Origin of the sequence: Microcoleus sp. EPA2 (assembly GCA_020882975.1) — a bacterium.
Lineage (GTDB): Bacteria > Cyanobacteriota > Cyanobacteriia > Cyanobacteriales > Microcoleaceae > Microcoleus.
The window spans coordinates 1-24,982 of record JAHRFD010000019.1; the positions used below are offsets into that span (position 1 = coordinate 1).

The 24,982-nt window shown below is 46.3% G+C and carries 23 protein-coding genes and 1 pseudogene; 9 read left to right on the forward strand and 15 right to left on the reverse strand.

Annotated features, from left to right (window positions below; genetic code table 11):
• Nucleotides 1-259: 259 nt before the first annotated feature.
• The 3 genes and pseudogenes from AAFP14_RS16910 to AAFP14_RS26705 all read right to left on the reverse strand — a co-directional run.
• Complete coding sequence (locus AAFP14_RS16910) at nt 260-817, reverse strand: single-stranded DNA-binding protein (protein ID WP_341733410.1); 558 nt, start codon at nt 815-817, stop codon at nt 260-262.
• Nucleotides 818-868: 51 nt separating this feature from the next.
• A complete protein-coding gene (locus AAFP14_RS16915) occupies nt 869-3,412 on the reverse strand; it encodes a mannose-1-phosphate guanyltransferase (RefSeq protein ID WP_341733411.1) in 2,544 nt (847 codons plus the stop codon).
• A gap of 523 nt (nt 3,413-3,935) precedes the next feature.
• A pseudogene (locus AAFP14_RS26705) lies at nt 3,936-4,025 on the reverse strand (hypothetical protein); the annotation flags it as partial.
• An 83-nt stretch (nt 4,026-4,108) separates the two neighbouring features.
• On the opposite strand from AAFP14_RS26705, the gene AAFP14_RS16920 reads away from it, so the two are divergent.
• Nucleotides 4,109-4,363: a hypothetical protein gene (locus tag AAFP14_RS16920; RefSeq protein ID WP_472851062.1), complete on the forward strand. Its 255-nt coding sequence runs from the start codon at nt 4,109-4,111 to the stop codon at nt 4,361-4,363.
• A gap of 95 nt (nt 4,364-4,458) precedes the next feature.
• A complete protein-coding gene (locus AAFP14_RS16925) occupies nt 4,459-5,196 on the forward strand; it encodes a class I SAM-dependent methyltransferase (RefSeq protein WP_341733412.1) in 738 nt (245 codons plus the stop codon).
• A 95-nt stretch (nt 5,197-5,291) separates the two neighbouring features.
• Here AAFP14_RS16925 and AAFP14_RS16930 read toward each other — a convergent pair whose 3' ends face one another.
• From AAFP14_RS16930 to AAFP14_RS16940, 3 genes are all read right to left on the reverse strand, one after another.
• Nucleotides 5,292-6,998, reverse strand: coding sequence for a hypothetical protein (locus AAFP14_RS16930; RefSeq protein WP_341733413.1), 1,707 nt, complete (start codon nt 6,996-6,998; stop codon nt 5,292-5,294).
• A gap of 347 nt (nt 6,999-7,345) precedes the next feature.
• Entirely contained in the window at nt 7,346-7,825 is a 480-nt protein-coding gene (locus tag AAFP14_RS16935; protein ID WP_341733414.1) for an NUDIX domain-containing protein, read from the reverse strand.
• A gap of 322 nt (nt 7,826-8,147) precedes the next feature.
• Complete coding sequence (locus AAFP14_RS16940) at nt 8,148-10,106, reverse strand: cation:proton antiporter (protein ID WP_341733415.1); 1,959 nt, start codon at nt 10,104-10,106, stop codon at nt 8,148-8,150.
• 420 nt (nt 10,107-10,526) lie between these two features.
• On the opposite strand from AAFP14_RS16940, the gene AAFP14_RS16945 reads away from it, so the two are divergent.
• Complete coding sequence (locus AAFP14_RS16945; RefSeq protein WP_341733416.1) at nt 10,527-11,021, forward strand: DUF427 domain-containing protein; 495 nt, start codon at nt 10,527-10,529, stop codon at nt 11,019-11,021.
• 127 nt (nt 11,022-11,148) lie between these two features.
• On the opposite strand, the gene AAFP14_RS16950 is transcribed toward AAFP14_RS16945, so the two are convergent.
• Both AAFP14_RS16950 and AAFP14_RS16955 read right to left on the reverse strand, forming a co-directional pair.
• Complete coding sequence (locus AAFP14_RS16950; protein ID WP_341733501.1) at nt 11,149-11,814, reverse strand: class I SAM-dependent methyltransferase; 666 nt, start codon at nt 11,812-11,814, stop codon at nt 11,149-11,151.
• 5 nt (nt 11,815-11,819) lie between these two features.
• Complete coding sequence (locus tag AAFP14_RS16955; RefSeq protein WP_341733417.1) at nt 11,820-13,802, reverse strand: DUF1565 domain-containing protein; 1,983 nt, start codon at nt 13,800-13,802, stop codon at nt 11,820-11,822.
• Nucleotides 13,803-13,956: 154 nt separating this feature from the next.
• Here AAFP14_RS16955 and AAFP14_RS16960 point away from each other — a divergent pair, with 154 nt between their 5' ends.
• Together AAFP14_RS16960 and thiS are read left to right on the forward strand one after the other, a co-directional pair.
• A complete protein-coding gene (locus AAFP14_RS16960; RefSeq protein ID WP_341733418.1) occupies nt 13,957-15,039 on the forward strand; it encodes a thiamine phosphate synthase in 1,083 nt (360 codons plus the stop codon).
• 118 nt (nt 15,040-15,157) lie between these two features.
• The gene (gene thiS / locus AAFP14_RS16965) at nt 15,158-15,370 is read left to right on the forward strand and encodes a sulfur carrier protein ThiS (protein WP_341733419.1); all 213 of its coding nucleotides are present in this window, start codon (nt 15,158-15,160) and stop codon (nt 15,368-15,370) included.
• A 342-nt stretch (nt 15,371-15,712) separates the two neighbouring features.
• Here the strand turns inward: thiS and rpmA are convergent, their stop codons facing one another.
• The 6 genes from rpmA to AAFP14_RS16995 form a co-directional block, all read right to left on the reverse strand.
• The gene (gene rpmA, locus AAFP14_RS16970; RefSeq protein ID WP_341733420.1) at nt 15,713-16,003 is read right to left on the reverse strand and encodes a 50S ribosomal protein L27; all 291 of its coding nucleotides are present in this window, start codon (nt 16,001-16,003) and stop codon (nt 15,713-15,715) included.
• Between the two features lie 31 nt (nt 16,004-16,034).
• Nucleotides 16,035-16,427, reverse strand: a complete 393-nt coding sequence (gene rplU / locus AAFP14_RS16975) for a 50S ribosomal protein L21 (protein WP_096829561.1) — start codon at nt 16,425-16,427, stop codon at nt 16,035-16,037.
• Between the two features lie 537 nt (nt 16,428-16,964).
• On the reverse strand, nt 16,965-17,183 hold the full coding sequence (locus AAFP14_RS16980) for a hypothetical protein (RefSeq protein WP_341733421.1): 219 nt from the start codon (nt 17,181-17,183) through the stop codon (nt 16,965-16,967).
• A 195-nt stretch (nt 17,184-17,378) separates the two neighbouring features.
• The gene (locus tag AAFP14_RS16985) at nt 17,379-17,876 is read right to left on the reverse strand and encodes a DUF3122 domain-containing protein (protein WP_341733422.1); all 498 of its coding nucleotides are present in this window, start codon (nt 17,874-17,876) and stop codon (nt 17,379-17,381) included.
• Nucleotides 17,873-18,232 carry a c-type cytochrome gene (locus AAFP14_RS16990; protein ID WP_341733423.1) on the reverse strand — a complete coding sequence of 120 codons (360 nt, stop codon included), beginning with the start codon at nt 18,230-18,232 and terminating at the stop codon, nt 17,873-17,875. Before AAFP14_RS16990 ends, AAFP14_RS16985 begins: the two co-directional genes overlap by 4 nt.
• Before the next feature lie 93 nt (nt 18,233-18,325).
• Nucleotides 18,326-19,534, reverse strand: a complete 1,209-nt coding sequence (locus AAFP14_RS16995; protein ID WP_341733424.1) for a hypothetical protein — start codon at nt 19,532-19,534, stop codon at nt 18,326-18,328.
• A gap of 481 nt (nt 19,535-20,015) precedes the next feature.
• On the opposite strand from AAFP14_RS16995, the gene AAFP14_RS17000 reads away from it, so the two are divergent.
• The 4 genes from AAFP14_RS17000 to AAFP14_RS17015 all read left to right on the forward strand — a co-directional run bounded on the left by AAFP14_RS17000 (nt 20,016) and on the right by AAFP14_RS17015 (nt 22,023).
• Nucleotides 20,016-20,159 (forward strand): hypothetical protein, encoded by a 144-nt coding sequence (locus AAFP14_RS17000; protein WP_341733425.1) that lies wholly within the window; start codon nt 20,016-20,018, stop codon nt 20,157-20,159.
• Between the two features lie 199 nt (nt 20,160-20,358).
• The gene (gene apcA, locus AAFP14_RS17005) at nt 20,359-20,844 is read left to right on the forward strand and encodes an allophycocyanin subunit alpha (RefSeq protein WP_333176795.1); all 486 of its coding nucleotides are present in this window, start codon (nt 20,359-20,361) and stop codon (nt 20,842-20,844) included.
• A gap of 149 nt (nt 20,845-20,993) precedes the next feature.
• On the forward strand, nt 20,994-21,479 hold the full coding sequence (gene apcB / locus AAFP14_RS17010) for an allophycocyanin subunit beta (RefSeq protein WP_006634930.1): 486 nt from the start codon (nt 20,994-20,996) through the stop codon (nt 21,477-21,479).
• A 340-nt stretch (nt 21,480-21,819) separates the two neighbouring features.
• Nucleotides 21,820-22,023 carry a phycobilisome linker polypeptide gene (locus AAFP14_RS17015; protein WP_007356911.1) on the forward strand — a complete coding sequence of 68 codons (204 nt, stop codon included), beginning with the start codon at nt 21,820-21,822 and terminating at the stop codon, nt 22,021-22,023.
• A 114-nt stretch (nt 22,024-22,137) separates the two neighbouring features.
• Here the strand turns inward: AAFP14_RS17015 and AAFP14_RS17020 are convergent, their stop codons facing one another.
• Nucleotides 22,138-24,891, reverse strand: a complete 2,754-nt coding sequence (locus AAFP14_RS17020; RefSeq protein ID WP_341733426.1) for a bifunctional acetate--CoA ligase family protein/GNAT family N-acetyltransferase — start codon at nt 24,889-24,891, stop codon at nt 22,138-22,140.
• Nucleotides 24,892-24,982 lie beyond the last annotated feature (91 nt).

Below are 24,982 nucleotides of genomic sequence, written 5' to 3' on the forward strand. Positions count from 1 at the left end.
ACGTCTTTCTCTGCTTTTAAATGTTACGAATTAAGAAAGATTCAAGGCGGTTGAAACCGCCCGTGCCGCTTGCATCTCAGGTCTAAAGACTCAGAGTTTTCCGCTTGCCGAATGTTTTTTTATAAGCAGAGACTTACTGCGGCAATGCTTCCCCTCTACGGATATATTTGCAAAAATGGGATGCTCCCTCTAACCTGAAGTCCGATCGCCCTTAAATTAAAATGCGTCATTCGATCGATCGAGTGACGCACTTTATTTGTTAAAACGGAATTGGATCGTAATCGGGGTTGTCAGCTTCGTTAGAGGAGCTTGACGAGCGATCGGACTCAGAATTTGGAGACTGATGGGAGTTCCAATCAGAGCTAGAAGTGCGATTAGCAGGCGCGGGAGTGTTGCTAGAACTGCGGTTGCGCGAGCCTAAAGGTACCACATTGCTAGGCACGGTCTGAGGCGCGCTGTCACGAATTTGAGCTGGTTCCGGGGCGGTTCTAGGGACGGAAGCCGAGTTCATAGCATTCGCACCGAGACTGTAAATTTTTTGAGCTGTCAGTTCGGCTCGCTTTTCTTTGATACCATCTCTTTCCATTGTATTCATGTTGAGTCGGCCTTCAATTATCACGCGATCGCCCTCATGATATTTTTCATGGATTTCCACGGCCAAATTTCCCCATCCTATCACCTTCAAATGTTCTGGCGGATCTTCAGGTTTTGGACCAGGAAACTGCACTAGCATTTCAGCGATCTGAAGTTGATTTTCAGCAGTAAAACGGAGTTGTGGTTCTTGAATTATTTCTACCAACAAAATGCAGCTATTCATAACTTAATTGGGAATTGGGAATTGGGAATTGGGAATTGGGAATTGGGCATTTTACCCATTACCAAATTTATCTTTGCGAACAGCAGCCTCAGTTTGGGTAACAAAATCCTGAACTAGGCTGCGGTACTCCTTCAAAGTTTCAGATACCCAATCTCGGTCTTCACTGTTAGCAAAAATATGGACTGTCGGTTCGCTAGCATCGGGCAAAACTAATACCCAATTGTCATCGCTGGAGTTAAAAATTTTCACTCCATCTACTAATTCTAAACTATCTGGGGAATGAGTTTCTACTAAATATCGCATCAGGGAACCCTTGACAGTCCAAGGACACCGGACGCTGTAACTACGATGAGTAACGCGAGGAAGTTCCGCCTTAATCTGTCCTAGCGATCGCTCCTGAATCGTCATCATTTCTATCACTTTAGCAATACAGAACATTCCGTCAAATCCAGGATGCAATTGGGGGAAAATAAAACCCATATTCCCACTGCCGCCCAAAACCACGTTGGGATTCCTGTTAGCAGCTTCCATCAAAGCAGTGGGATTTGCTTTAGTGCGGATTACTTTACTTTGATAGCGACGGGCGATCGCCTCTACCGCAGAAGAAGCATTGACCGGTACTACCACTGTACCTTTTGGATGAGAAGTCAGCATCAAATTTACCATCAACGCCGTCAACATTTCCCCACGAATCGCTATCCCAGACTCATCTACCAAAATTAACTGTTCGCCATTGGCCGACACCTGTACCCCAAAATTAGCACTGAGTGCTTTCACCACCCGACCGAGTTGGTCAAGCAAATATTCCCGTTCGCCATTGCTCAGAGAACTTTGTTTAAGACTGGCATTAAGTACCACCGCATCGCAACCAAATTTGGCGAGCATTTGTGGCAAAATTGCCCCCGAAACTGCATAGACGTAATCGATAACTACCTTAGAATTACTGTAGCGAATGGCTTCTACATTCATTTGCCGCTCAAAGGTGCGGGAGTAAACCTCCAGAGATTGGTTAAAGTAAGACATCTCGCCAATTTCAGGAATCAGAGCCCGCCGTAAATCTTCCTTAAAGTAAGCGCCCTCGATTTTCTTCTCCGCCGCTTTGGTAATATTGATACCTTTGGTATCGAAAAATTCAATTAAAATATAGTCCGATCGATCGGGCGAAATCCGAACGTGAATTCCACCAGCTACTGACAGAGTAGAGGAAACTGTGCGGGCGATCGGAATTGCGGTGGATTCCAAATTCACCACACTAATTCCCACCGACATTAAACCAGCAATCAAAGACCTCGAAACCATCCGGGAAATACTCCGCTGATCCCTAGACACTGATACCGAAGAACCTGGTTTCAAAGTAGAACCATAAGCAGCGCCCAATTTCACCGCAAATTCCGGGGTAACATCCACATTGGCTAGTCCTTGAGCCCCCCGTTGACCAAATAAATTCCGCTTAGCTTGTTCTCCCCAAATTAAATTGCTATTTAACAAAGCGCCGGATTCAATATTTTTACTAGGCCAGATGCGAACGCTTGGCCCGACTTGTGCTTCTTCTCCCACTATGGACATGGAACCGACCACAGCCCCTTCTAATACGTGAGCCCGCCTGTCTACGCGAGTGCTCCTGCAAATCACACAGGCCCTAAGATGAGCGTCTTCGCCGATAATTGCTCCGTTCCACACGATGGGACGCTTGAGGTTGGCATCTGCCCCCACAGTTACGTTATCTCCAATCACCGAACCAGCTTCGATTTTGACTCTAGCCCCGATGCGACAATTGTTGCCGATCATCGCCGGTACTTCCACGATCGCAGAATCGTCAATAAAAGTATTCTGACCTACCCACAATCCCGATCGCACTTGGTCGTAGTAGCTCAAATCCAATTCCACCTTTCCCCGCAGCGCATCATACTGAGCTTCCCGGTAGACATCTAACTGGCCAACATCGCACCAGTAACCCTCAGCAATGTAACCGTACATCGGCTCACCTTTTTCCAGCAACAGCGGAAATAAGTCTTTCGAGAAATCCGATTCCACATCCATCGGCAGGTAATCCAAGACTTCCGGCTCTAAAATGTAAGTGCCGGTATTGACAGTATCGGAGAAAATTTCGCTACTAGAAGGTTTTTCCAGAAAGCGATTGATTCGGTGATTTTCGTCCGTAATCACCACTCCAAATTCCATAGGGTTGGGAACGCGAGTTAAAATTAACGTAGCTTTGGATTTCTGGCTGCGGTGAAATTGCACAGCAGCCGTCAAGTCTAAATCTGTGATACTATCGCCACTAATCACGATAAAAGTGCGATCGAGCAATTCGGCAATATTTTTGACACAGCCTGCGGTACCCAGTGGCTGGTCTTCTTCCACAGCGTAAGTCATTTGTACGCCAAATTCACTGCCGTCACCAAAGTATTCGCGCATGACATCAGGAAGATAGTGCAGCGTCGCAATAATTTCCGTTATCTGATGTCTTTTTAGCAAATTGATAATGTGTTGTGCGATCGGGCGATTAAGAATAGGCACCATCGGTTTTGGCAAATCGCACGTCAGAGGTCTGAGCCTCGTTCCCGACCCCCCAGCCATCAGCACTGCACGCATAAAATCCTCCTTGCTTAAAAAGCACTCCTGGTCATTTTTAACTCAAAAATCTCAAATTTAAAATTGTTGGGTCAGCCCTCAGCTATCACGTCTTAATTAATTATCCGTGAGTCGGCTACCTAAGATTGACATCAACTTGATTTCTGTACGGATATTTGAAACTTTAGCCTGTACCTTCCCCTGCTTTTTAACCCCTTTGGTAGGATTATATAACATTTAACCTTTTCAGGAGCTTTTAAAACCTCCCTCATTACAGTATTTAGCCAGTTAGAGGCCAGCCGTACTGTACCAGAAGCTTGACAAAAAGCTATGACTTGTTTGTGATTTGCAATTAACAGAATTTGGCAACTTAGTAGTATTATATACTCATTAAACTCCTTAATTATTATTTTTATAATTGATGATTGATAGGATTCTTTTGATATCTACAAGACAGAAGCGCCTAGGAGGAATTCGAGTTCAGGGTGCTGATTCCCAAGAGTCAATCTAGCTGAAATATGGTTGTAGCCATTCGTTGCTTGTCTTAGTACCAAGCCTCAGCGCCAACTCTCCAGCCACCGTTGTAGACCAAGCGAGTACACCCTATCATCAGGGCGATCGAGGTTTCGGGTTCGGGAGTCCCATAGCATCCCTACTTAAAAGCTGGTTAACTCATTTCTCAATCGATCGTGTTTTATAATACCGATCTCGTGAGATGTGTTAAATTGTGGAAAAGCCGTCCTCACAGGACGGGGTTTCAAACCCATTTTGTTGATGAGTACCTTAATTAGCTTGGCATTACTGATCGCTTACGGTGCAGGTATTTGGAAATTTTGGAAGGGTTTCGATCGCACTAACTTCGACAGAAGTTTTTCCAATCGCCTGAAGCTAGCCCTGCTATGGCCAGCATTAATTTTTAATAAGCCCTATCGCCAAAACTTTACAAAGGCCCTCAAAGCCTCCAAAAGGTGAGAGACAGCCCGACATCAAGGTAGGGGGAATCTAATTCATGATTAATCGCGACCTTTGTATCGCGACAAATCTCTATCCAAAAGTGTAATTCAAGAATGTCTAAAAAGTCCGATCGCCTTGCCACCAGTCCAGAGCCAACTTGGTTTGCTAAGGACAAATCAGATAGCTGGCAACCTTTACTCTCGCCAGTTGCTTCCCGGTTCGATCGCGAATACCGAGGAGAACCCTTCCCTTTCCCCGAAGAAGTCGAAGCCATGCCGATTTTTCGGGAATCCATCGCCGGCACCCTCCAAGCCAAAACAGTTTCTCCCTTTTGGCAAATTGCCAAACCCCAAAAAAATCAGCGCTGTTTAGATATAGGCTGCGGAGTCAGCTTTCTGATCTACCCTTGGCGCGATTGGGAAGCCTTTTTTTACGGTCAAGAAATCAGCAGCGCCGCACGAGATGCCTTAAACGCCCGCGGCCCTCAACTCAATTCTAAACTATTTAAAGGCGTAGAACTTGCCCCCGCTCATCGCCTAAATTACGAAGAGGATCAATTCGATTTGTGCATCGCCACCGGCTTTAGTTGCTATTTTCCCAAAGATTATTGGGCTATAGTCATGGGAGAAGTTAAGCGAGTATTAAAGCCGGGAGGTCACTTCGTGTTTGATGTCCTCAACCCTAATGCTCCCCTAGCAGAAGATTGGGCAATTTTAGAAACTTACCGAGCAGGGGAAGTATTTTTAGAAGCAATTGAGGATTGGGAAAAACTGATTAAAGCCGCCGGTGCAAAGATAGTCAAAAAGCAAAGTGGCGATTTATTTCAAATGTATAAACTGCAATACAATTGAGCCAGTCTAGGAGGCAAATGCGATCGGTAATCTCAAAATAAGCGATGGGCATCACCTATTTTTAGGATGAGAAACTAACCATCCTCGCCCCCCAACTAAGGAGAAGCAGCAGGAGATGGAGATGCTGTCGGCGACGCTTCCGTAGTCGGCGACGCTTCCGCCCCAGGAGAAGCAGCAGGAGAAGCAGCAGGAGATGGAGATGCTGTCGGCGACGCTTCCGTAGTCGGAGAAACAACAGGTTCAGGAATCGGCGACTCTGTAGGCACTGGCTGCGGTTCAGGAATCGGTGACTCTGTAGGCACTGGCTCAGGTTCAGGTAACACTAAGTCTCTAGCCCCTGGTTTCAGTTGAGGAGAAGTAGACGGAGATACCGATGGCTTCGCTTCTGGTTTTGGTTGAGGTGAAGGCGATGGTTTAGCCGTTGACTGGGGTTGAGGTAAAGGCGATGGCTTGACTCCTGGTTTGGGTTTGCTGGAGTCCCGTGGAGGCTTCTCAAACTGCGGCTTCACTCCCCCTGGACTTGGGGGCGCCGCTGCGGGAGCTGGGGAAGGCAAGGGTCCAGTTGCTGGGGTTGCCGAGGGAGTTACAGGAATACCGCTGCAAACCTTTTCATCATATTTAAATGCCACAGCCAATTGATAAAGCTTGTGCGTGCTGGCTGGTGGAAGTATGAATTGAGGGTTAATAATTGCAAATTTAGCAGCATCGTCGAGAACATTAGAACCCGTCAGGGCAATGGTTTGAGGTTCTGCCTTCAGCAGCCCTTGGGGGTTGACAACTGCACCAAATACTGCTTTCCCTTCCAGTTTTTGCGAGCAAGCTGTTTTGGGATAAGGGACATTCACAGGAGTAGGTCCAGTCATTTCCAAGTCAGGATAAGCCTTTTTGAACCTTTCAAATAAAGCAATATATGTAGTTGCAGCAGCCAGATTTCTGTCGGAATCCTTGGATGAGTTTTGTCCTAGATTACCCTGCTGTTCTAGTTGTTTTTGTTCCTGCTCAAACTGTTGCCTCCTAGCTCTTTCTTCAGGACTTTCTGTGATTTGATTGTCTTGATTTGGATCTTGTTGAGTCGATTGTGGTGAGTTACCAGACTCAGAATTTGTACCTGTAATTGGGAATTGCGGGGTATATACTACAGCTCCATCTGGAAACAGTGGCAGTCTACCCTGAGCATTTCGCAATTTTTCTAGAGACTCCCCTTCATCCATCTGGCTTCCGGGAGGCTGGGGGGTCTGGGTGTCCGATGGTGGTGGAGGCGGAGTAATCGGAGAGAAATTACCGGGGGATGGGGGGGGGATGAGATTGGTGGGCGGCTGTGGCGGTATGATGGCTACGGGTGTTTGAGGAGCGGGATTTTGGATAGTGGGAGATGGAGCTTTCGGAGGTATGGGAGGAGTTAAGGAAGGAAGAGGAGATGGAGGCGCAGGAGCAAAGAATCCCGGAGGTGGCATTCCCGGTGGGAGGGCTGGTAAGTTAATGGGGTTCGGAGCTGGGGGTAATGGCGGGGTGATGTTGCGTGGTAGGGGAACTGGTGCGACGAGGGACAATGGTGCTTTCGCATTGGATGCGAGTGGGGGTATGGTTTGTGGCAGTCGTCCTACCTCTGCTGGAGTTAGCTCCACGAACCCAACCGAACCGGGTAAGTTTTTTGATGAATTGCCACCATAAATTAGATTTGAGATCTGAGGCGCGTTAACTCCGAGCACTCCGTGAAGACCTATAGAAGCTAGGGCTGCCCACCAAAATGGCTGGCGCAGTGGTTCTGAGAGGCTATTGACTAGGGAGAAAGAGTCATTCATGACAACTGGGAATGGGTTATGGGTTATGGGTTATGGTTTAACGCTATTTTTTTATGGGAGCCGGTAAAAAATAAAAATTTGGGATTTCAAAACCGTAATTATAGCACTATTACACTCAAAGCTACTCGATCGCCAGTGGCTTCTAGCCAACCGACTGCTTCCATACCTATTAATTGCTCCATTAATTAATTAAACATCCGTTAGGGTGGCGATCGACCCCCGTTACCAATTTGGTGACACCTAAGATACAGGTGGCTAAAAAGCTTTGCTGTATGAGCATTATTCCTGAATTTCCCCCCAAGGGGGGAGGTTCTTCTTCCTTCTTCCCTCTTCCTTCTTCCTTCTACTTACCACCGATATCGATGAGTCTTAAAAGGTGCCCCCTCAATACTCAGCAAATCGATGGGATAAATGGGAGCACCACTAGCCATATATTGAAATATTTCCCGAACTTCCTCTCCGCGCAGGGACAACTGGTCTAATTCCTTCAGAGAATACCAGCCAGCGCACAAAGTATATTCGTCCGGCTTGCTCTTGGGAGGCGTTTTGTCTTCGGGACGAGCCACAAAAATCACCCTCAAACGGACAGTCCCTCTAGGCATCACTGTATGCTCTACTCTGAGAATGCCCTCAATAATCACAGAAATGCCCGCTTCCTCGACCGTATTACGCATAGCGGCCTCGAACAATGTCTCTCCTTGTTCCACTCGTCCTGCTGGGAGATACCACTGCTGATCGTACTTGCGCTCTTGTACCAATAGAAAACGGTTTTCTAAGTGAACGACAACTAGGGTAAAATACCAGGTAGAAATAGGCTCGCGAGCCATAGCAGTAGATGTTCCCCAAGCAAAAGGTTTAACCAGCCACACAGAAATAAGGCACTGTTAGCAAACAAATTAGCAGCCTAAAAGGTTCTTCCGCAAGGGTTTTTGAACTCAAGAGGTTCATTTTAGCACTTTAGCCACAATTTTCATCTCAAATCTCAAATTGAGACAGTGCCACGGAGCCTTCGGGAAGTTTAGCATTTGCCCCTGTTACCAGGCAAGTGTTAGGGTTTGCGGGACTCTTGAGATGAGCTGTACTACGGTGGTCCGTAATTACGGGAAATTAAAGGCCAGAAACAATTCAACCGCATCCCTTGATTTATAACTATCTAGAAACTGGTGGTTGTAAAATTTCCGTTGGTTTCTCCACGATACCTGCCTCCACAATCGCATCTAAAACAGGAGAAGGAATCGGCACTTCTTCCACTACTGGATGCTTTTCCAAAGTTAACCGAGACTGAGATGAACCAGACAATCTTTTTAACAATTTCGGTGTAGGATCGTGTAACAAATAAATTATTCGATCGCCTGCTTGCCAAATCTGCCCCGCCGACACTACCTGCAAATATCCCTGTCTTTCCAATAACAGTGGCACTAACTCGCCAGCCCGAATTAGAGCCTGCAAGTGAGCTAACTGAAACTGCAATCCAGTAGTTTTTAACTCCGTTTCTCCCAATTTTACCTCTTTGTCGTTCAGATATTCGTTCCAATCCTTCAGGGACAAATCAGACACAAAGGCTTGATTTATTTTGGGATTATTGACAGCGCTGTTAGCTTGGGGATCTTTGGGGAAAATTGCCAAAACCCTTGGTGGTGCAAACTCTTCTGCTGCTCTTTGAGCTAACACTAAATTGACTTCACCGTTGTTGGTCATTGCTAAAAAAGTTCCCATCGATTCCAGTCCGGCGGCTTCCAACACACTGTGGTCCAAAGCACTGCTCAAAAAAACTCGTAAACCTTCCCGTTCTGCTTGTTGACAAGCTTCCGGGTTGGTGTCTATAATTGCTACAGATTCGCCGCGTTCTTGAAATAACCGAGCAATCAATCTACTCAAAGAATTTGACCCAACAATGGCAGCACCGGTGGCGGATTTCGAGGTTACTCCTAATATTTGAGCCATAGCTCCGGCGGTTAGTCCTTGTAGGAAAACTGTCATCATAATTGTCAGAAATACCAAGGCTTTAATGGAGTCGCCGCCGTTGATTCCTCGCTGGGTAAGCAAAATGGCAAATAAAGATGCGATCGAAGCTGAGACAATTCCCCTAGGCGCTACCCAACAAGCAAATAATTTTTGTCTCCAATTTAGCCCACTGTTGAGGGTGCACAGCCAAATGTTAATCGGTCGTACTACCCACATTAATGCTAAAACTGTGAACACACTGCCCCAACCAAGCGCAACTACACTAGCGAGGGATAAATCTGCCGCCAGCAACACGAACAGCACTGAAATAGCAAGGACTGTGAGTTGACCTTTAAACCTCCTCAGCAGCCTTTCTTCGGGAACAGAAGCTGCTCTGAGGACAATACCGGAGAGTACCGTTGCCATTAATCCCGATTCGCTGCGCAGTTCCTCTGCTAATCCGAAGAATCCCCATAAGCCCGCTAATACTACTAGGTTTTTGAGGTCTTCTGACAGAAAATTCGATCGCTTGAGAATGAATCCTAGCAGCCAACCTCCCGCCACTCCGACGACAGCACCAACTCCCAGCCGCACAATTAAATCTCGGAACAAAACTAGCAAGTCTGCATTGCCGTTTAAAATAATATTCAGTACCAATACTGCCAGAATTGCCCCGACAGGATCGATTAAAACTCCTTCGGCTTCCAGCAAAGCGGCGACTTGTTTATCAACAGAAACCTGTTTGAGCAAAGGGCCGATGACCGTCGGACCGGTGACTACTACTAGAGAAGCATATAAAAAGGCGATCGGCCAAGGAAATTCACCCAGCCAGTGGGCCGCCATGCCGCCGCCGATGAGGGTAATTAAAGTGCCTACTGTAACTAAGTTGCGGATACTGCCGGAAATTCGACCCAAATCTCGCAATTCCAAATTCAAGCCGCCTTCAAACAAAATTAATGCTACAGAAAGGGATACCATAACCTCCAAACCACTGCCGAGGAGATTTGGGTGTAGCAGTCCCAGACAGTCTGGCCCTGCTAAAATACCGAACAACAGCAAAAAGACGATCGCTGGAACTTTTAAGTAAGCTGCCAGAACTTGAGCGCTAATGCCACAGGTGACGGTCATGACCATCAACAGGGTGATGTTAAAGGGAATTTCCATAGATGTAATTGTTGGAGGCTGCCCGCTCAGTTTTAAAAGTGCGATCGCGGGTGACTTGAGTACAGGTGCTATAGGTTGGCACTCATACAAACTCTACAGGAGCATTAATTTTCGGTTTTAGTTAAAGATGGTTGATAGTCGCTATAACCTTATCAGATAATTCTCAAGGTGTCAAAGATGGTAGTTCCCCCTAGCCTTGGCCAAAGACTCAACACAGAAGGTAAAATATTTATTTTTCCTAACACAGGAATGCTTTGAGAATTCTGCATCCTCGGAAACTTATCTTAAAAAAACTTGGTTGTTTGTAGTTCAGCTACCAGAGTGGTGAAGAGAATTTTTATCTACTATAATTTTGATATTGTACTTTTTAAGTACGATGTTAAGTGAAAAAATTGTGGTTTTATCAGGGAGATTGTGGCAGTGAACATCGATCGAATTAAACCAGGTCCCGGTCAAGAATCAGTTTGGGATTACCCACGGCCGCCTCGTCTGGAGGAATCGACCAAACACGTAAAGATAATTTTTAATGGTGTGACACTTGCCGACACCCACCGCGCTCAAAGGGTATTAGAGACAAGTCACCCTCCTTTTTACTATATCTCTCCCGAAGATATAGAAATGCAATATTTGCAAAAAACTTCGCGGGGTTCTTGGTGCGAGTGGAAAGGACAAGCAGGCTATTACACAGTGAAGGTGGGAGAAAAGGAAGCCATGAATGCTGCTTGGTTTTATCCGAATCCCACTAATATCTTTGAGGCTATTAAGGATTATGTGGCTTTTTATCCAAGTTTGATGGATGCTTGTTATGTGGATGGAGAATTAGTGCAACCTCAAGAAGGCGTTTTTTATGGTGGCTGGATTACTAAAGATATTGTCGGGCCGTTTAAAGGAGGGCCTGGAACTTCGGGGTGGTAAACAAGTTTAGTCAATTACCCACCACCAAGCGGAGTACCGCTAGGGTGGGGGTTTGTGTCGAGACTCCACCGCAATTGCGATCGCCCTTGTACCATCTTAGCTTTCAAAAATTGCAGCAAATCCCAGTCTATTCAGACTCGCACCAAGCACGTTCAGCCGTCCAGTGTCTGTCTGAGGATTCATAAATTCTCAAGCCATCCAAACCCGCAGTTTTCATCATAGTCTGAATTTCATCCAGAGTAAAAGCCGCCTGTAGGGAATCTCTGAATAACTGCCTTTGATGCGCGTTGCAATCTCCCGCATACATCTCTACTAAATTATCCCTGATTGCTGGTGTTTCCGGCCGCAATAAATCCCGCAAAAATATTGCTCCTTTTGGTTTCAACACCCGCTGGACTTCCTGAAAAAATGGCAGGGGATCTGGCAAATGATGGATAATGCTATTGGAAATCACCATGTCAAAATAATTGTCAGAATAGGGCATGGCCTTGGCATCAATTAATTCAAGACTAATTTGCGATCGCACTCCAGCCTTTTCCAGATTTTCACCCCCGACTTTCAGCATATTCGCCGACAAATCGATACCAGTCAAGTGCCACTGGGGACGTATTGCACAAAGAGCAATGGGAATTCTCGCCGTACCAGTCCCCGCATCCAAAACATTTCCAAAAACCGGCCCCAAGGCGGCCGCACTCATCGCAAAAGCAGAATTAACCTCAGTAAAGTCCATCGAATCGTATTCGATGGCCTCTTCCCAGGAATCCATAACCTCCGGTTCCAAAACTCGCTGCATCAAATTCATTCTTTTATCTCTTCAATCCTGGCATTCAAACCATTAGCACTGAGCATCTGTAATAATTCCTCAGCTTTTTCCTGTTCCCGAAAAGCACCTGCTTGCATGACGGCGCGCCCGTTAGAAAAAGTACGAAAAGCATCGGGAACCAAAGATTGCATCCTGACTCTATCGCTCTGACTCTGAGCATCAACTACCACCCGATACCGAAAACCCAAAGCTAACGCTCGATCGAATGATGGCGCATTTTCCCCAGAATTAGGCAAAGAATTAGGCAAAGAATTACCCCCTAAACCAGCCGGTACATAGCCACCCCTTCCCAGAGGAATGTTGCGACTCGGAACAGGTAATTTACCATCAGCAGGAACCGGAATCGGACTATCCAAGTTAGGTGGTGAAATGGGCGACGGCAAAGCAATTTCTGCAACGGAGCGAGAATCGGGAGTTGGGACTGGAATGGCGATCGCCGAAGGAGAGGCACTTGGGGGAGCCAACAGAGGCGACAACCGAGTTTGACCGGATGGCGATCGATTTGGGGCAGGACTCGCTGACAGCGACGACAGAGGCCTCTGGGGCGATCTTTGAACTCTCGGAGTTGAGGGAGCTGTGATGTAAACAGGTAAAGAGCTATCTGGGCCACCGCTTCTGGGAGGTTGAGCAACGAACCCCAAATCAGGGCCACCAATGGATAGAGGAGAGGTGAAAGTTCCCGCCACCTGAACTTGACCAGTCGTGCGGTTGCTCAGCAATTGATTGCCGTAAGCTTGAATTAATTGACCTTTGGCAGCATTATTCACATCATGCTGGCCGTTGTTGCGAATCACATTTCCTCCCGGTTCCGTCATAGTTCCTAAATCGGGGAGAGCTCTGGCGATCGCCACAATCCCATCTCGCTGATTCCTCTCGATATAATTATTGCGGAGCACCGGTGTCGCCTCAGCTTGTACCACCACACCATCCTTGTTACGAGTAATCTGATTCCCGATTAACAAAGGTGAAGCTTTTTCCGCTACATTCACCCCAAATCCAGTGTTTTCAAAGACATTATCTCGAACTTCCGGCTGGGAAGTGCCATAAATCGTCATCCCATTAGCACCATTTTTCGAGAACAAATTCCCGCTAATCATCGGGCGAGAATTACCCACCACTGAAATTCCGTCGTGAGTGCTCCCCAAAAAAGTATTGTTAACCACCGTGGGAGAGCTCGATTCGATCCACAAAGCATAACCCCGATAGTTGGGATTCGTCACTGTCACCCCGCTGAGTCTGGCTCCCGATGCGCCTAAGATGGTGATATTTTGACCAGCCGAAGTGGGGCTGATAAAGTCTCCTCCGCCTTTGATGACAATATTTTGACCGCGAGTGTTGGGGTTTCCTTGAACAATCACGTTAGGCTGGAGTATCAGCGGAAATTGTTCGCCAGTTTGGGCGCTGTAGGTACCGGGCGCTAGCAAAATTGCTGTGTTGGGCGGGGCGACGCTTAAGGCATAGGTAAGGGTTTTGAATGGATCTCGATCGCTCCCATTACCTGTGGTGTCACTTCCACCGGATGAGCTGACGTACAGGATGTTGATTTCGGGCTGCTGCGCCTGAGCTATTATCTGCACTATGGGGGTTTCGGCGGCGATCGCAGACTGTTGAGTTTTGAACAATGACACACTAGCAAACAGCAGCAACAGGCAAGAACTTAAGGCTTTGCTTGGCGATCGCACTCCTGTATACCTAATATCTTGCAGCTTTTTCAGGAACAGGCAAGATGCCTGTTCGACAAACAGCAATTTTTGGTGTGGGGTAGGTATCTGGCTAGTCCCGGAAAGGCTGATTGAGAATGATTCTAGAGGTGAGTTGTACCCGCTCTGTTTTGAGTAAATCAGCATAAAAAAACACAACCTGTCTGTGAGCAAAGTTTCGCCCATGCGATCGAAGTTTAATGGCAGCGTGCTGCTGGGGTTTTTCTCCGTTAATCCTTTATTTTCTGCTAACCTCACGGCTCTCCTCCGAAGTGTGGTATGCAGTTTAACGATTCCACTATCCTCAAGTTTGATCTATTATGCTTTGTTTTCTTCAAATTCAATAAAACTTAAAAATTAGTGGGAAAATGTAGCAGCTTGACTGCTGGATTAACGATCGAGGTGGTTCTATATGACGCAAAAACCAAACAGAACTTTACCGGCACAGCCCGCTCTGTGCCGGATTTTAGATGCAAATTTAGATCGCGCCCGCGAAGGATTAAGAATCATTGAAGAATGGTGCCGATTTGGCCTCAATAGCGCCGATTTAGCTGGGGAGTGCAAGCAACTGCGTCAGGAATTGGCTGTTTGGCACACCGCAGAATTACGCAGCGCTAGGGATACGCCCGCAGATCCAGGTACGGAACTGACTCATCCGCAGGAAGAACAGCGCTCTGGACTTCAGCAGCTATTGGAGGCGAATTTCTGCCGGGTGGAAGAAGCGCTGCGGGTACTTGAAGAGTATGGCAAAGTTTACGATCCGAATATGGGCAAGGCTTTTAAACAGATGCGCTATCGGGTTTATACTCTCGAAAGCGATTTGCTCGCTTATAGACGCTACCAGCAGTTATTGCGATCGCAGTTATATCTGGTAACTTCGGGGAGAGACAATTTGTTAGGCGTGGTGGAAGCTGCTTTGCAAGGTGGACTGACTTTGGTACAGTACCGCGACAAAACCTCAGACGATGCGGTGAAGCTGGATCATGTGCGTAAGCTGTGCGAACTTTGTCACCGTTATGATGCTTTGTTGATTGTGAACGATCGCGTGGATTTGGCGATCGCAGCCGATGCCGACGGTGTACACTTAGGACAGCAAGATCTACCTGTAGCTGAAGCGCGCAAGTTGCTAGGGCCTGGACGGACGATCGGGCGATCGACCACAAACGCCCAAGAAATGCAGCGAGCCATTGAAGAAGGAGCCGACTACATTGGAGTTGGCCCAGTCTACTCCACTCCCACCAAACCCGATAAACAAGCTGCGGGTTTGGACTATGTGCGGTATGCTGCTGCTAAGTCGCCGATTCCTTGGTTTGCGATCGGCGGAATAGACATCAACAACCTTGACGAAGTATTAAATGCCGGAGCTTCCAGAGTAGCAGTTGTGCGATCGATCATGGAAGCCGAACAACCAACTTTAGTCACCCAATTTTTCATCTCCCAGCTAATTCGGATGCAGAAGCTCAAAACTCACAAACTTATAACTAATAGGTCGTAAGATTAAATGAACCACGAAGGCACGAAGAACGCAAAGCAAGAGAAAGAAAGAAATGCAGTTCTTCCTTCGTGTTCTTCGCGTCTTCGCGGTTCGTTCAAATCATTAAACTAATAAACAAATGACCACTCAAATTGCCCTACAAGTTAACGGAGAAAGTCGTAATTGTGCGATCGAAACACCATTACCCGAACTCTTAAAACAACTAGGCTTAAATCCGCGATTAGTAGCTGTCGAATACAACGGCGAAATTCTGCACAAACAATTCTGGGAAACCACACAAATCCAAGAAGGCGACATATTAGAAATTGTAACCATTGTGGGAGGAGGCTAGCCACAAACCAACTAACCACATCAACTCCCTTCGGATCAAAATTATTCAACTATCTCTATTCTCCTCCTCTGCGCCCTCTGCGCCCTCTGTGGTTAAATCATTCCGAATTTCTCACAAAACTTGCCTAAAAAACATGATATCCCCGACTTCTTAAAGAAATAGGGGATATGGGTATATGGAGATAGAAAATCAAGAGGCAGAGCCTCTAAAAATGCGTTCCCAGGCAGAGCCTAGGAACCAGTAAATGAATTTTCTTGCCCCCCCCTTATTCAGGGGGGTTAGGGGGTATCTAGAATTAGAGACCCACAAAAAAGACTTAAACAACGCCGCAAAATATCACAATTAAACTGCTACAGCTTCAGCAGCAGGTGCTGCTACAACCACAGGATAAATGCTAACTTTCTTGCGAGTTTTGCCCTTTCTTTCAAAAGTCACCACACCATCAATCATGGCAAACAGAGTATCATCTCTGCCAATACCAACATTATTACCAGGGTGAACTTTAGTGCCGCGTTGACGAATCAAAATGTTGCCAGCTTTGACAACTTGACCGCCGTACTTTTTGACACCAAGACGCTGAGAATTAGAGTCGCGTCCGTTACGTGTACTACCTGTACCTTTCTTATGGGCCATGATTTCCTCAACTTTAATTACTGACTATTTTTTATTCTGAATCACTTTCGCCGGTTTGGGGAGTTTCCACAACAGCTTGAGTTAAGTCTCTCGCGGCCAAAACAACACCATTGACGCTGATGGAGTCAATCATAAAGCGAGTTGTTTCTTGACGGTGCCCTTTTTTCTTCCGAGTTTTCTTTTTCGGCTTCATCTTATAGACAAGGACTTTGCGGCCCCGGAAATGCCGCAGAACAGTTCCTTCTACAGTGGCATTTTCTACTAGAGGTTGACCGATGTGAACATCGTTTTCGTGCTGGATCAGAAATACTTTGTCAATGGTGACTTTGGATTCAGCTTCGACGTGAAGCAGTTCGATGTCGTAGAAGCGGCCTGGTTCTACCCGAAATTGTTTGCCGCCGGTTTCAATAATTGCGTAAGTCATGGGATGGTGGTTGAGATTGCCGTACAGGTAGCTGATGAGTCATTGGTCATTAGTCTTTAGTCCTTAGTTACGAACTTTTGGCTGTGGACTTTTGACGGATGACGGTTTTTCAGCTTTTGGAATGTCTTAACCTGATCCGAGCCGGATTTAGACAGACAATCTACGATTATGGGCGATTTGGGTATTTTTGTCAAGTTAAAAAGCACTCGATCTTTTCAGAGTTAGGAATTATATCAATTCCTCTCTTCCTCGGAATTATTCATTTCTCTCTGTGTTCTCTGTGTTCTAGGTCCGGTTAAATCACCTGACGATGCAACGGTCAACCATATTACGCCTCAAAACCAAAGAAACCGGGTTTTTGCCGTGGAAGTGGCGTGTAACCAAGTATCTCGGAAAAAACCTGGTTTCTGACCACCCATGGGTAAGTCCTATTGATGATTTGTATCGATCGCCATTAATTCTATCCAAAAGTACGCGCGTGCGGAGCTATCCCGTTCCCCGTAGGGGTTCCCGAAGGGTAGGGAATCGTACTTAATTTCAAGCAGCAGCAGCAGAACAATTATGCGATCGCAACAATTCCCAAGCTTGGTGTTTTACTCTACCTTCCATTACCTCTGTTTGCAAAGTAATAAAAGCCTCAAAATCTTCCACACCGTACTTTGTCATCTGCAACTGTTGCCGCAACTGTTCTTCCGCGTCAACCGTCAAACAACCTGTAGCTAAAGCTTTTCGGACAATGGTAGTGATTAATGTCATAGTAAATTTTCCTTCCAATAATATGCCCAATCTAAAACAGTCGATTTTTTTAACCTGACTAATCTCACTTTTAGTTTGTTTCACAATTATGGTTCAAAATAGCCAATATCTACCTTGAGGCATATCAAATATACCGACTTTTTTTCACAAGCAATGTAGCCTTTATCACATTCAACTGCAATCCGTAGGCAAAAGTTAGCTTCTATCTAACAACTGCCTCCATTCCCTTACCGCAAAAGTTGGAACCAAGATTTGTAGATCTTTTTTACCTTGGACTGGCAAATTTAAGCCTAAAGGTCGATCGCTCTCCAATTGTGCGACCATTGATTTAAAATCGTACTCTCCCACATTAACCGGCAAATCCGATTCACTCCAAATATCCTTAGCCAGCGCCAGTTCCCGATTCCCCGCCACCACCTTCAGCGCCACGGGGTGTTCTAATTGCGTCCCAGGAAATCCCACCAATCTCAGGTTAAAAGAGTCTACTATGCCCGATCGCACTCGCTTATACAAAACCACCTGCCATGCTTTGTCATGATTATCCCGCAAGCTTTGTACGGATCGGAACATTACTCTGTCCCCGGTTTCTGGATATTTGTGAATCGAAGCCAAGGCTGGTGGGTTGTTGGTGATGGTGAGACAGAGACAGAAAGTAATAATTGTTACAATCTTGCGCCAATCATGTTTTTTCATTTCCAATCACTTTCAGCTTGCGACAACACGTAGGCTGAAACATCCATAATTTGTTGTTCAGATAAGCGATCTTTGTAAGACGGCATGATATTCTTACCGTTGGTTACTAAGTTGGCAATATTGGCGATGGAATCCATGCCATATCGTTTTAATGCTTTCAGTTTCAAATTTTTGCCACGTCTGATGATGTTTCCGCCATTGCTGTGACAACCCGCACAATTGACGGTAAAAACTTCGGCAGCAGTTGCAGGATTTGAAGTTGCATCTGCCCAAGCAATTTGGGGACTAATCGTAATTAGTCCCAATGTCAAGGTCAGAATTAATAGGAAACCAGCGAATATTTTTTTCAAGTTCATTAGTCTGATTATCTATTTGTAGGTGGAAAAAATCTACTCTAGATAATATTATATCGAATGTGGCCCTCAAAAAAGAGTATTAACCGTTAACTGTCAACCGTCAACTATCTCACCATTAATTTCGCCGAACTCGATTTGAGTCCCCACCGCGATAGTCAGGGTACCTTCTGGTTCTACCAGTTTCATGTCACCTTGGCTGTCTGTGGCCCACCAAGCGCGATCGGATAAATTTTTCAATCCCAAGGACAGTGGCTGTACAGAACTAGAATTCACAACTGCTACCACACCATTAGATGCAGTAGATTTTAAACTAGATAGGTCGGAACTCAACAATTGAGTCCCTACACTCAAAGGGATAATTTTGCTGCTTAATTTCAGGGAAAATTGGCTATTGACCAAAGATTTTTCTGCTGGATCTGCTGATATGTATGTAGGTGGAATTTTCGCAGAATTGGCAACGGGCAAATCAGAGTTGCCGACGGTAATTGTACAATTTCCTAATTTCTTTTGATCGCCCGATCGCAAATAAGTCACCGCCCCATTATCAAAATTTTCGCAGACAATTTGCCCAGCCTCCAGTTGAAAGCGCATAGCCAAGGGCGAAATATGGGGAATACAGATAATAGACAAATTATCATCGCTACCAAAAGTCACCGGTTCAGCACCAATAGTCAGAGTGCGATTGACTCCGTTATCGTAACTAATTACCAGCCAAGCTTTGTTAAACAAAGTTTCAGCCACAACTAGCATAATGCCAATCCAAAAGCCGATCGCCCCACAGCCAGCTAAACGGCCCACAGTACCCGATAAAGAATAAGCGAACAAAATAAACAAACATCCCCCCAACACGCCCCCAACACCGCCTCCGCCCGCGCCGCGCAGCATTCCTAAGTTGGGAATTCGTTTGGAAAGTGCCAGCCCTAACAAACTGCCAGCTATTCCCCAACAAACTACTCGCAATAATTCATTCGGGCCAATGCCGCTGTAGATAGCTTCTGCGATCGCCCCAGAAACCGCCCCTGCGATTAAACCAAACAATCCCCCATTCTTGAAAGCTGATTTAATTTGAGGCTTGCCTTTGATGTAGTAATAATAGCCAAACATAATCGCTGTAGCAATGCCACCGCCTACCAATCCAAACCAGCGGGCGGTGGAAACTACGCTCTCAAAAAAAGATACCGAACCCGACAGGCGATCGAAATTCATGAAAGGTTCGGTGATTAAATTACCCACGAAACCGCCGACGGCACCGCTGACACCAAACTGCAAAGCTTTTGTAATGGCTGATAGATTTCTTTTCAAAACGCACCTGGTTGAAAATTACAGCAAAATTTGACTACAAGGTCGAAAGTCGGAATTTCCGATCGCACCGGAGCGAGCCCAGGGCGGTTTCATTCTCTGTAGGGGCCGTGCCAAGAGTGCCGGCCCGGTCAGCCCCAAATGCGCATTGGATCGTTGGTGGCAGGGGTAGGCACGGGGGCGCTACCCCTACAAAACCCTTTTTTTGGTGAGAATGAAACAGCCCTGGGAGCGAGCCCCACCTCCGGTTTTTTTATGCTTAGGAATTTAAAATTGGGAAGCCGAACCACCACGCCCCAGCCAAAACACCGAGCCTTGATAGGTCGTAATGCTTGGTGTCACAAGATTATAGCGTTTTGAGCGACATAATTTGGGGATGCCAAATTCAGTGCCATAGACCCAAAAAATGAAAACGAATGTTACAAACTATTACAGTAACACTCAGAATGTGAACATAATGCCTCAAAATACTTGCCAGAGGTAGTTGCGTCACAGAATCAAATTCCTGACCAACTATCAGACAGTCACTCGATCGCCACCTAATCATTGCCATCTCGATCGCAAAATTAGAGAAAGCAGCAGTTATGTGTGGTATCGTAAGCGACAGGCAAAGTGCAGCCAACAATAGGCACCGGCGTCAGAACAAGCGCCGTCAAACGCCCAAGGTAGCCACCAGCCAACAACTTCAACAGTTGGAAGCAAGGTAGATTCCCGAAAGTGTCAAAGCTCCTGCCGCAAGCCAGAGGTACGGGATGCAAGCGCCCACCATCGCTATGCTGAGCGTGGAGCAGTTCGTAATTGCAAAATATCCAGCGGGTACACACAAGATGAGTATCGTCACCAAATCAATCGTCAACGCAGACGCTGAAGCTCGTTACCTGAGCCCAGGCGAATTAGACCGGATCAAAAGCTTCGTCACCTCTGGTGAACGCCGCGTCCGCATCGCCCAAATTTTGAGCGAATCCCGCGAACGTATCGTCAAGCAAGCAGGCGATCAACTTTTCCAAAAACGCCCTGATGTAGTTTCCCCTGGTGGTAACGCTTACGGCGAAGAAATGACCGCAACTTGCTTGCGCGACTTGGACTACTACCTGCGTTTGATCACCTACGGAATCGTAGCTGGCGACATTACTCCGATCGAAGAAATCGGTATTGTTGGCGTCCGCGAAATGTACAAATCCTTGGGAACCCCCATTGAAGCCGTCGCCGAAGGCGTTCGCGCCATGAAAAATGCAGCGAGCTCGCTGCTTTCTGGAGAAGATGCTTCCGAAGCTTCCTCTTACTTCGACTACGTTATCGGTGCGATGCAGTAAAGATTTTAGGTTTTAGATTGTGAGTTACCAGCCTGGAGCCACAAGCTTTTACAGATAAATAACCACTGTATAAATCTGAAATCCCAAATCTCAAATCCGAGCTACAAAATTGGACTGAACTCAGCCACTTTCTAGGAAACAAGACCATCATGCAAGACGCAATTACCGCCGTTATCAATTCCTCTGACGTTCAAGGTAAGTACCTGGATATCAGCGCTCTAGACAAACTAAAAAACTACTTCGCTTCTGGTGAACTGCGCGTCCGTGCAGCTACAGCCATCAGCGCCAATGCAGCCACAATCGTCAAAGAAGCAGTTGCTAAGTCTCTGTTGTACTCTGACGTAACTCGTCCCGGTGGCAATATGTACACCACTCGCCGTTATGCAGCTTGCATTCGCGACTTGGACTACTACCTCCGCTACGCCACCTACGCCATGTTGGCTGGCGACCCTTCCATCCTGGATGAGCGCGTGCTCAACGGTTTGAAAGAAACCTATAACTCCTTGGGCGTGCCCATCGGTTCTACCGTACAAGCTATCCAAGCTATGAAAGAAGTCACTGCCGGTTTGGTCGGTTCTGACGCTGGTAAAGAAATGGGTGTCTATTTCGACTACATCTGCTCTGGCTTGAGCTAAGACGAGGGAAAAAGGAAGAAGGAAAAAGGAAGAAGGAAAAAGGAAGAAGGAAGAAGGAAGAAGGAAGAAGGAAGAAGGAAATAAATAAAAATATTGATTTCTGCTCTCTTTAAACTTTTGACTTTTGGACTTTTAAACTTTAGACTTTGAGACTTTTAGACTTTTAGCCTTTTCTTTTGGAAGAAGTCAGGGAAGTTACGAGTGATTGCTAGACCGTCAAAGGCTTGTCGAGAATACTGGACGAGTTTTAATGAGCTAGTTTTGATTCTTAACTCCCTGTCTTCAATGTTTTAAAAATCCATCTAAAAATCAGTAAACCTACTTCAGGAGGTAGTTTCCCATGAGAATGTTTAAAGTGACTGCTTGCGTCCCTAGCCAAACACGCATCCGCACTCAGCGCGAATTGCAAAATACCTATTTTACTAAACTTGTTCCTTACGATAACTGGTTTAGAGAACAACAAAGAATTATGAAAATGGGCGGCAAAATTATTAAAGTGCAACTGGCTACAGGTAAGCCCGGAGCTAATACTGGTCTACTTTAAGATCCGACGCTGGATTAGTGTAGGGTTAAGAGGTTGCGATCGCGACCTCTTTTTTGTGGTGGTTTTGCAGCCAGAAGGTAGAGCAAAAGAGTTCCCAGGAAAATTCAACTAATTCTACCTATAGAACTTACCAAAAATAGCCTTCAACATTCCTGTTTCTCGATCGGGCTGAAATTCAAATCCTAACTTCCGACAAAGGCTCTGCATCTGGTAATTACTGGTCAGAATATAACCCACGATCGCCGAAAGTTGTTCGTCCTTCCCAACTTCTAGAAGTCGGCTTAAAAGTTCGGTACCCAACCCTTGATGCTGATAACCATCCCCCACAATCAAAGCAAATTCCGCTTCATTGGTCCCGTGCAACTTACTCAGCCTTCCTACTGCCAAAATCTCATGTTCTAAGGTTTGCGGAACTTGGCGATCGGCTACTAACAGCATTTCGCGATCGTAATCAATAAAACAAATTCGAGTCAATCTTTCGTGAGCAATCCGGTGCTTGAGCTTCACAGTATGAGCATAGCGCAAATAGACGCTCTCCTCCGAAAGACTTTGATGAAACTTGACCATCAGTGGCTCGTCTTCCGGGCGAATTGGCCTAATCGTTAAACGATCGCCCTTGGGTGACTCCCATTCCTGCACGTATTTCGTCGGATAGGGACGAATTGCAGGTAATGGCTTCTGGGCGAAATCGGCCGTTGTGTGGAGCAAAACCCGCGCATCTAGAGCAACCATACCTTCGGGAGAAACCAGCAGAGGATTGATATCAATTTCCCGAATTTGTGGCTGTTCCACTATTAACTGACTAAAACTCACCAGTAACTGTTCTAGTTTTGCCAAATCGATCGCCTGTCTGCCACGCACGCCTTGCAAGGCTTTATAAATGCGGGTTTGTTCCATCATTCGCCGCGCAATGGTGGTATTTAAAGGAGGTAAAGCTAGCGCCCTATCTTCAAAAATTTCCACCAATTGACCGCCCATACCAAATAATATTACCGCGCCAAACTGCGGATCGAGACTGCTACCCAAAATTAGTTCGTAGCCCTCCATTTTGACCATTGGCTGTACAGTTACACCCAAAAATGCTTCAGGATCGATCGAACGTACCTTTGAAGCGATCGCCTCAAATGCTCCACTCACAGCCGCCGCATCAGCGAGATTTAAATGCACGCCGCCCACATCAGTTTTGTGAGTAATTGTTTCCGAATGCAGTTTGAGAACTACCGGATAGCCCAAGCGATCGGCAATTTCCACAGCTTCCATATCGCTGGTAGCAATGGATGTATCAATTGTGGGAATACCATAGGCGGCGAGTAATTGCTTTGATTCGTATTCTGTTAACAGAGTGCGATCGCTCTTACTTACCTTAGTTAAAATTTGTGCCGCCAAAATGCGATCGGGTGCATGAATCTCGGAATCCGCAGGTAAAGAAGGAGTCTCATAAATGCCCCGCAAATTATAGGTATACTGCCACATATAGTTAAACAATCTGACAGCAGTATCGGGATAGGGAAAGGTGGGAATATGTGCTTGATTGAGAATTTGCGTTCCCGCTGCAATTTCTGCACCGCCCATCCAACTCGATAAAATCGGCTTCCCTAATTTGCTATAAGCCTTGAGTTTTTCTGCGGTTAGAGTGGGATTAGTCATCGCTTGGGGAGTCAAGATGACTAAAAGTCCATCACTATTTGGATCGCTCGCAACAACTTCTAAGGTTTGGGCATAGCGATCGCTGCTAGCATCACCTAAAATATCGATCGGATTATGATGGCTCCATTGAGCCGGTAAAAATTGATTTAATTGCTCCAAAGTCTCTGGTGCTAGTTCCGATAATGCACCGCCACCACTAATTAACGCATCAGTGGCGATCGCCCCAGGGCCCCCAGCATTAGTCACAATCGAGAGCCGATTACCCTTGGGGCGAGGTTGTTTTGCCAGAATTTCCGCCATATCAAACAAGTCAGAAATCGTATTAACCCGCAATACACCACAGCGACGGAAAGCGGCATTCAAAACAGCATCACTACCAGTCAAAGCTCCTGTATGGGAAGCAGCAGCTTTAGCCGCCGCCTCAGTTTTTCCGACTTTGAGTACAATAATCGGTTTATCCATCGCAACTTCGCGGGCTGCTGATAGAAAAGCGCGAGCATCGCCGATGGATTCCATATACAAAACTATGCTATGGGTATGGGGATCGTCACCCAGATATTCAATCAAATCTCCCCAACTGACATCCAGCATGGAGCCGATGGAAATAAAGGCACTGAATCCCACATTTTCTCCCAAACTCCAGTCTAAAATTGAAGTACAGAGCGCTCCGCTTTGGCTAATGAAGGCGACATTACCAGCACGGGCGATCGTACTGGCAAAAGTCGCATTCAGTCCGGCGATCGGATTCATTAAACCCAGACAATTGGGCCCAATAATCCGCATTCCGCCCCGGCGCGCTTCTGCGATAATTTGTTGCTCTAAAGCCGCACCCGCCTCCCCAATTTCTTTGAAACCGGCAGAAACAATAATTGCACCTTTGACTCCCACTCCTACACATTCTCGAATTACCTGGGGAACCGTCGCAGCAGGTGTAGCAATTACTGCTAAATCCACAATTTCAGGTACACTAGCAATGTCAGGATAGGACTTGATGCCCAATACACTGGGACGTTGGGGATTGACTGGAAAAACCGTGCCCCCAAAGGGACTGCGAATCAAGTTCCAGAGTATAGTCCGCCCCACACTTCCTTCTCTTTCGCTGGCACCAATTACCGCCACAGAGCGGGGATGAAAGATACCATCGAGGGGATGGCGCTGTTCTTTCCAAATATCATGGGCGCGATCGCATAGGGATGTTTGATTGGTTGAGATTTTTGCCATGTCCTGCTTCTGTTATGAGCGTTTAAGCGGGGCTATTTTTTAGTTGGATTTTTTCTATTGTCAACCAGGTTAACCTACTAACCCCAAATTT

Bases quoted from the DNA above. Each gene is read 5' to 3' on its own strand.
- thiS (WP_341733419.1), top strand. From the start codon at position 15,158: ATGACCACTCAAATTGCCCTACAAGTTAACGGAGAAAGTCGTAATTGT.
- rplU (WP_096829561.1), bottom strand. From the start codon at position 16,427: ATGACTTACGCAATTATTGAAACCGGCGGCAAACAATTTCGGGTAGAA.
- AAFP14_RS16930 (WP_341733413.1), bottom strand. From the start codon at position 6,998: ATGAATGACTCTTTCTCCCTAGTCAATAGCCTCTCAGAACCACTGCGC.
- AAFP14_RS16985 (WP_341733422.1), bottom strand. From the start codon at position 17,876: ATGAAAAAACATGATTGGCGCAAGATTGTAACAATTATTACTTTCTGT.
- apcB (WP_006634930.1), top strand. From the start codon at position 20,994: ATGCAAGACGCAATTACCGCCGTTATCAATTCCTCTGACGTTCAAGGT.
- AAFP14_RS16960 (WP_341733418.1), top strand. From the start codon at position 13,957: ATGACGCAAAAACCAAACAGAACTTTACCGGCACAGCCCGCTCTGTGC.
- apcA (WP_333176795.1), top strand. From the start codon at position 20,359: ATGAGTATCGTCACCAAATCAATCGTCAACGCAGACGCTGAAGCTCGT.
- rpmA (WP_341733420.1), bottom strand. From the start codon at position 16,003: ATGGCCCATAAGAAAGGTACAGGTAGTACACGTAACGGACGCGACTCT.
- AAFP14_RS16980 (WP_341733421.1), bottom strand. From the start codon at position 17,183: ATGACATTAATCACTACCATTGTCCGAAAAGCTTTAGCTACAGGTTGT.
- AAFP14_RS17015 (WP_007356911.1), top strand. From the start codon at position 21,820: ATGAGAATGTTTAAAGTGACTGCTTGCGTCCCTAGCCAAACACGCATC.
- AAFP14_RS16940 (WP_341733415.1), bottom strand. From the start codon at position 10,106: ATGGAAATTCCCTTTAACATCACCCTGTTGATGGTCATGACCGTCACC.
- AAFP14_RS16950 (WP_341733501.1), bottom strand. From the start codon at position 11,814: ATGCAGCGAGTTTTGGAACCGGAGGTTATGGATTCCTGGGAAGAGGCC.
- AAFP14_RS16990 (WP_341733423.1), bottom strand. From the start codon at position 18,232: ATGAACTTGAAAAAAATATTCGCTGGTTTCCTATTAATTCTGACCTTG.
- AAFP14_RS16925 (WP_341733412.1), top strand. From the start codon at position 4,459: ATGTCTAAAAAGTCCGATCGCCTTGCCACCAGTCCAGAGCCAACTTGG.
- AAFP14_RS16910 (WP_341733410.1), bottom strand. From the start codon at position 817: ATGAATAGCTGCATTTTGTTGGTAGAAATAATTCAAGAACCACAACTC.
- AAFP14_RS17020 (WP_341733426.1), bottom strand. From the start codon at position 24,891: ATGGCAAAAATCTCAACCAATCAAACATCCCTATGCGATCGCGCCCAT.
- AAFP14_RS16935 (WP_341733414.1), bottom strand. From the start codon at position 7,825: ATGGCTCGCGAGCCTATTTCTACCTGGTATTTTACCCTAGTTGTCGTT.
- AAFP14_RS16915 (WP_341733411.1), bottom strand. From the start codon at position 3,412: ATGCGTGCAGTGCTGATGGCTGGGGGGTCGGGAACGAGGCTCAGACCT.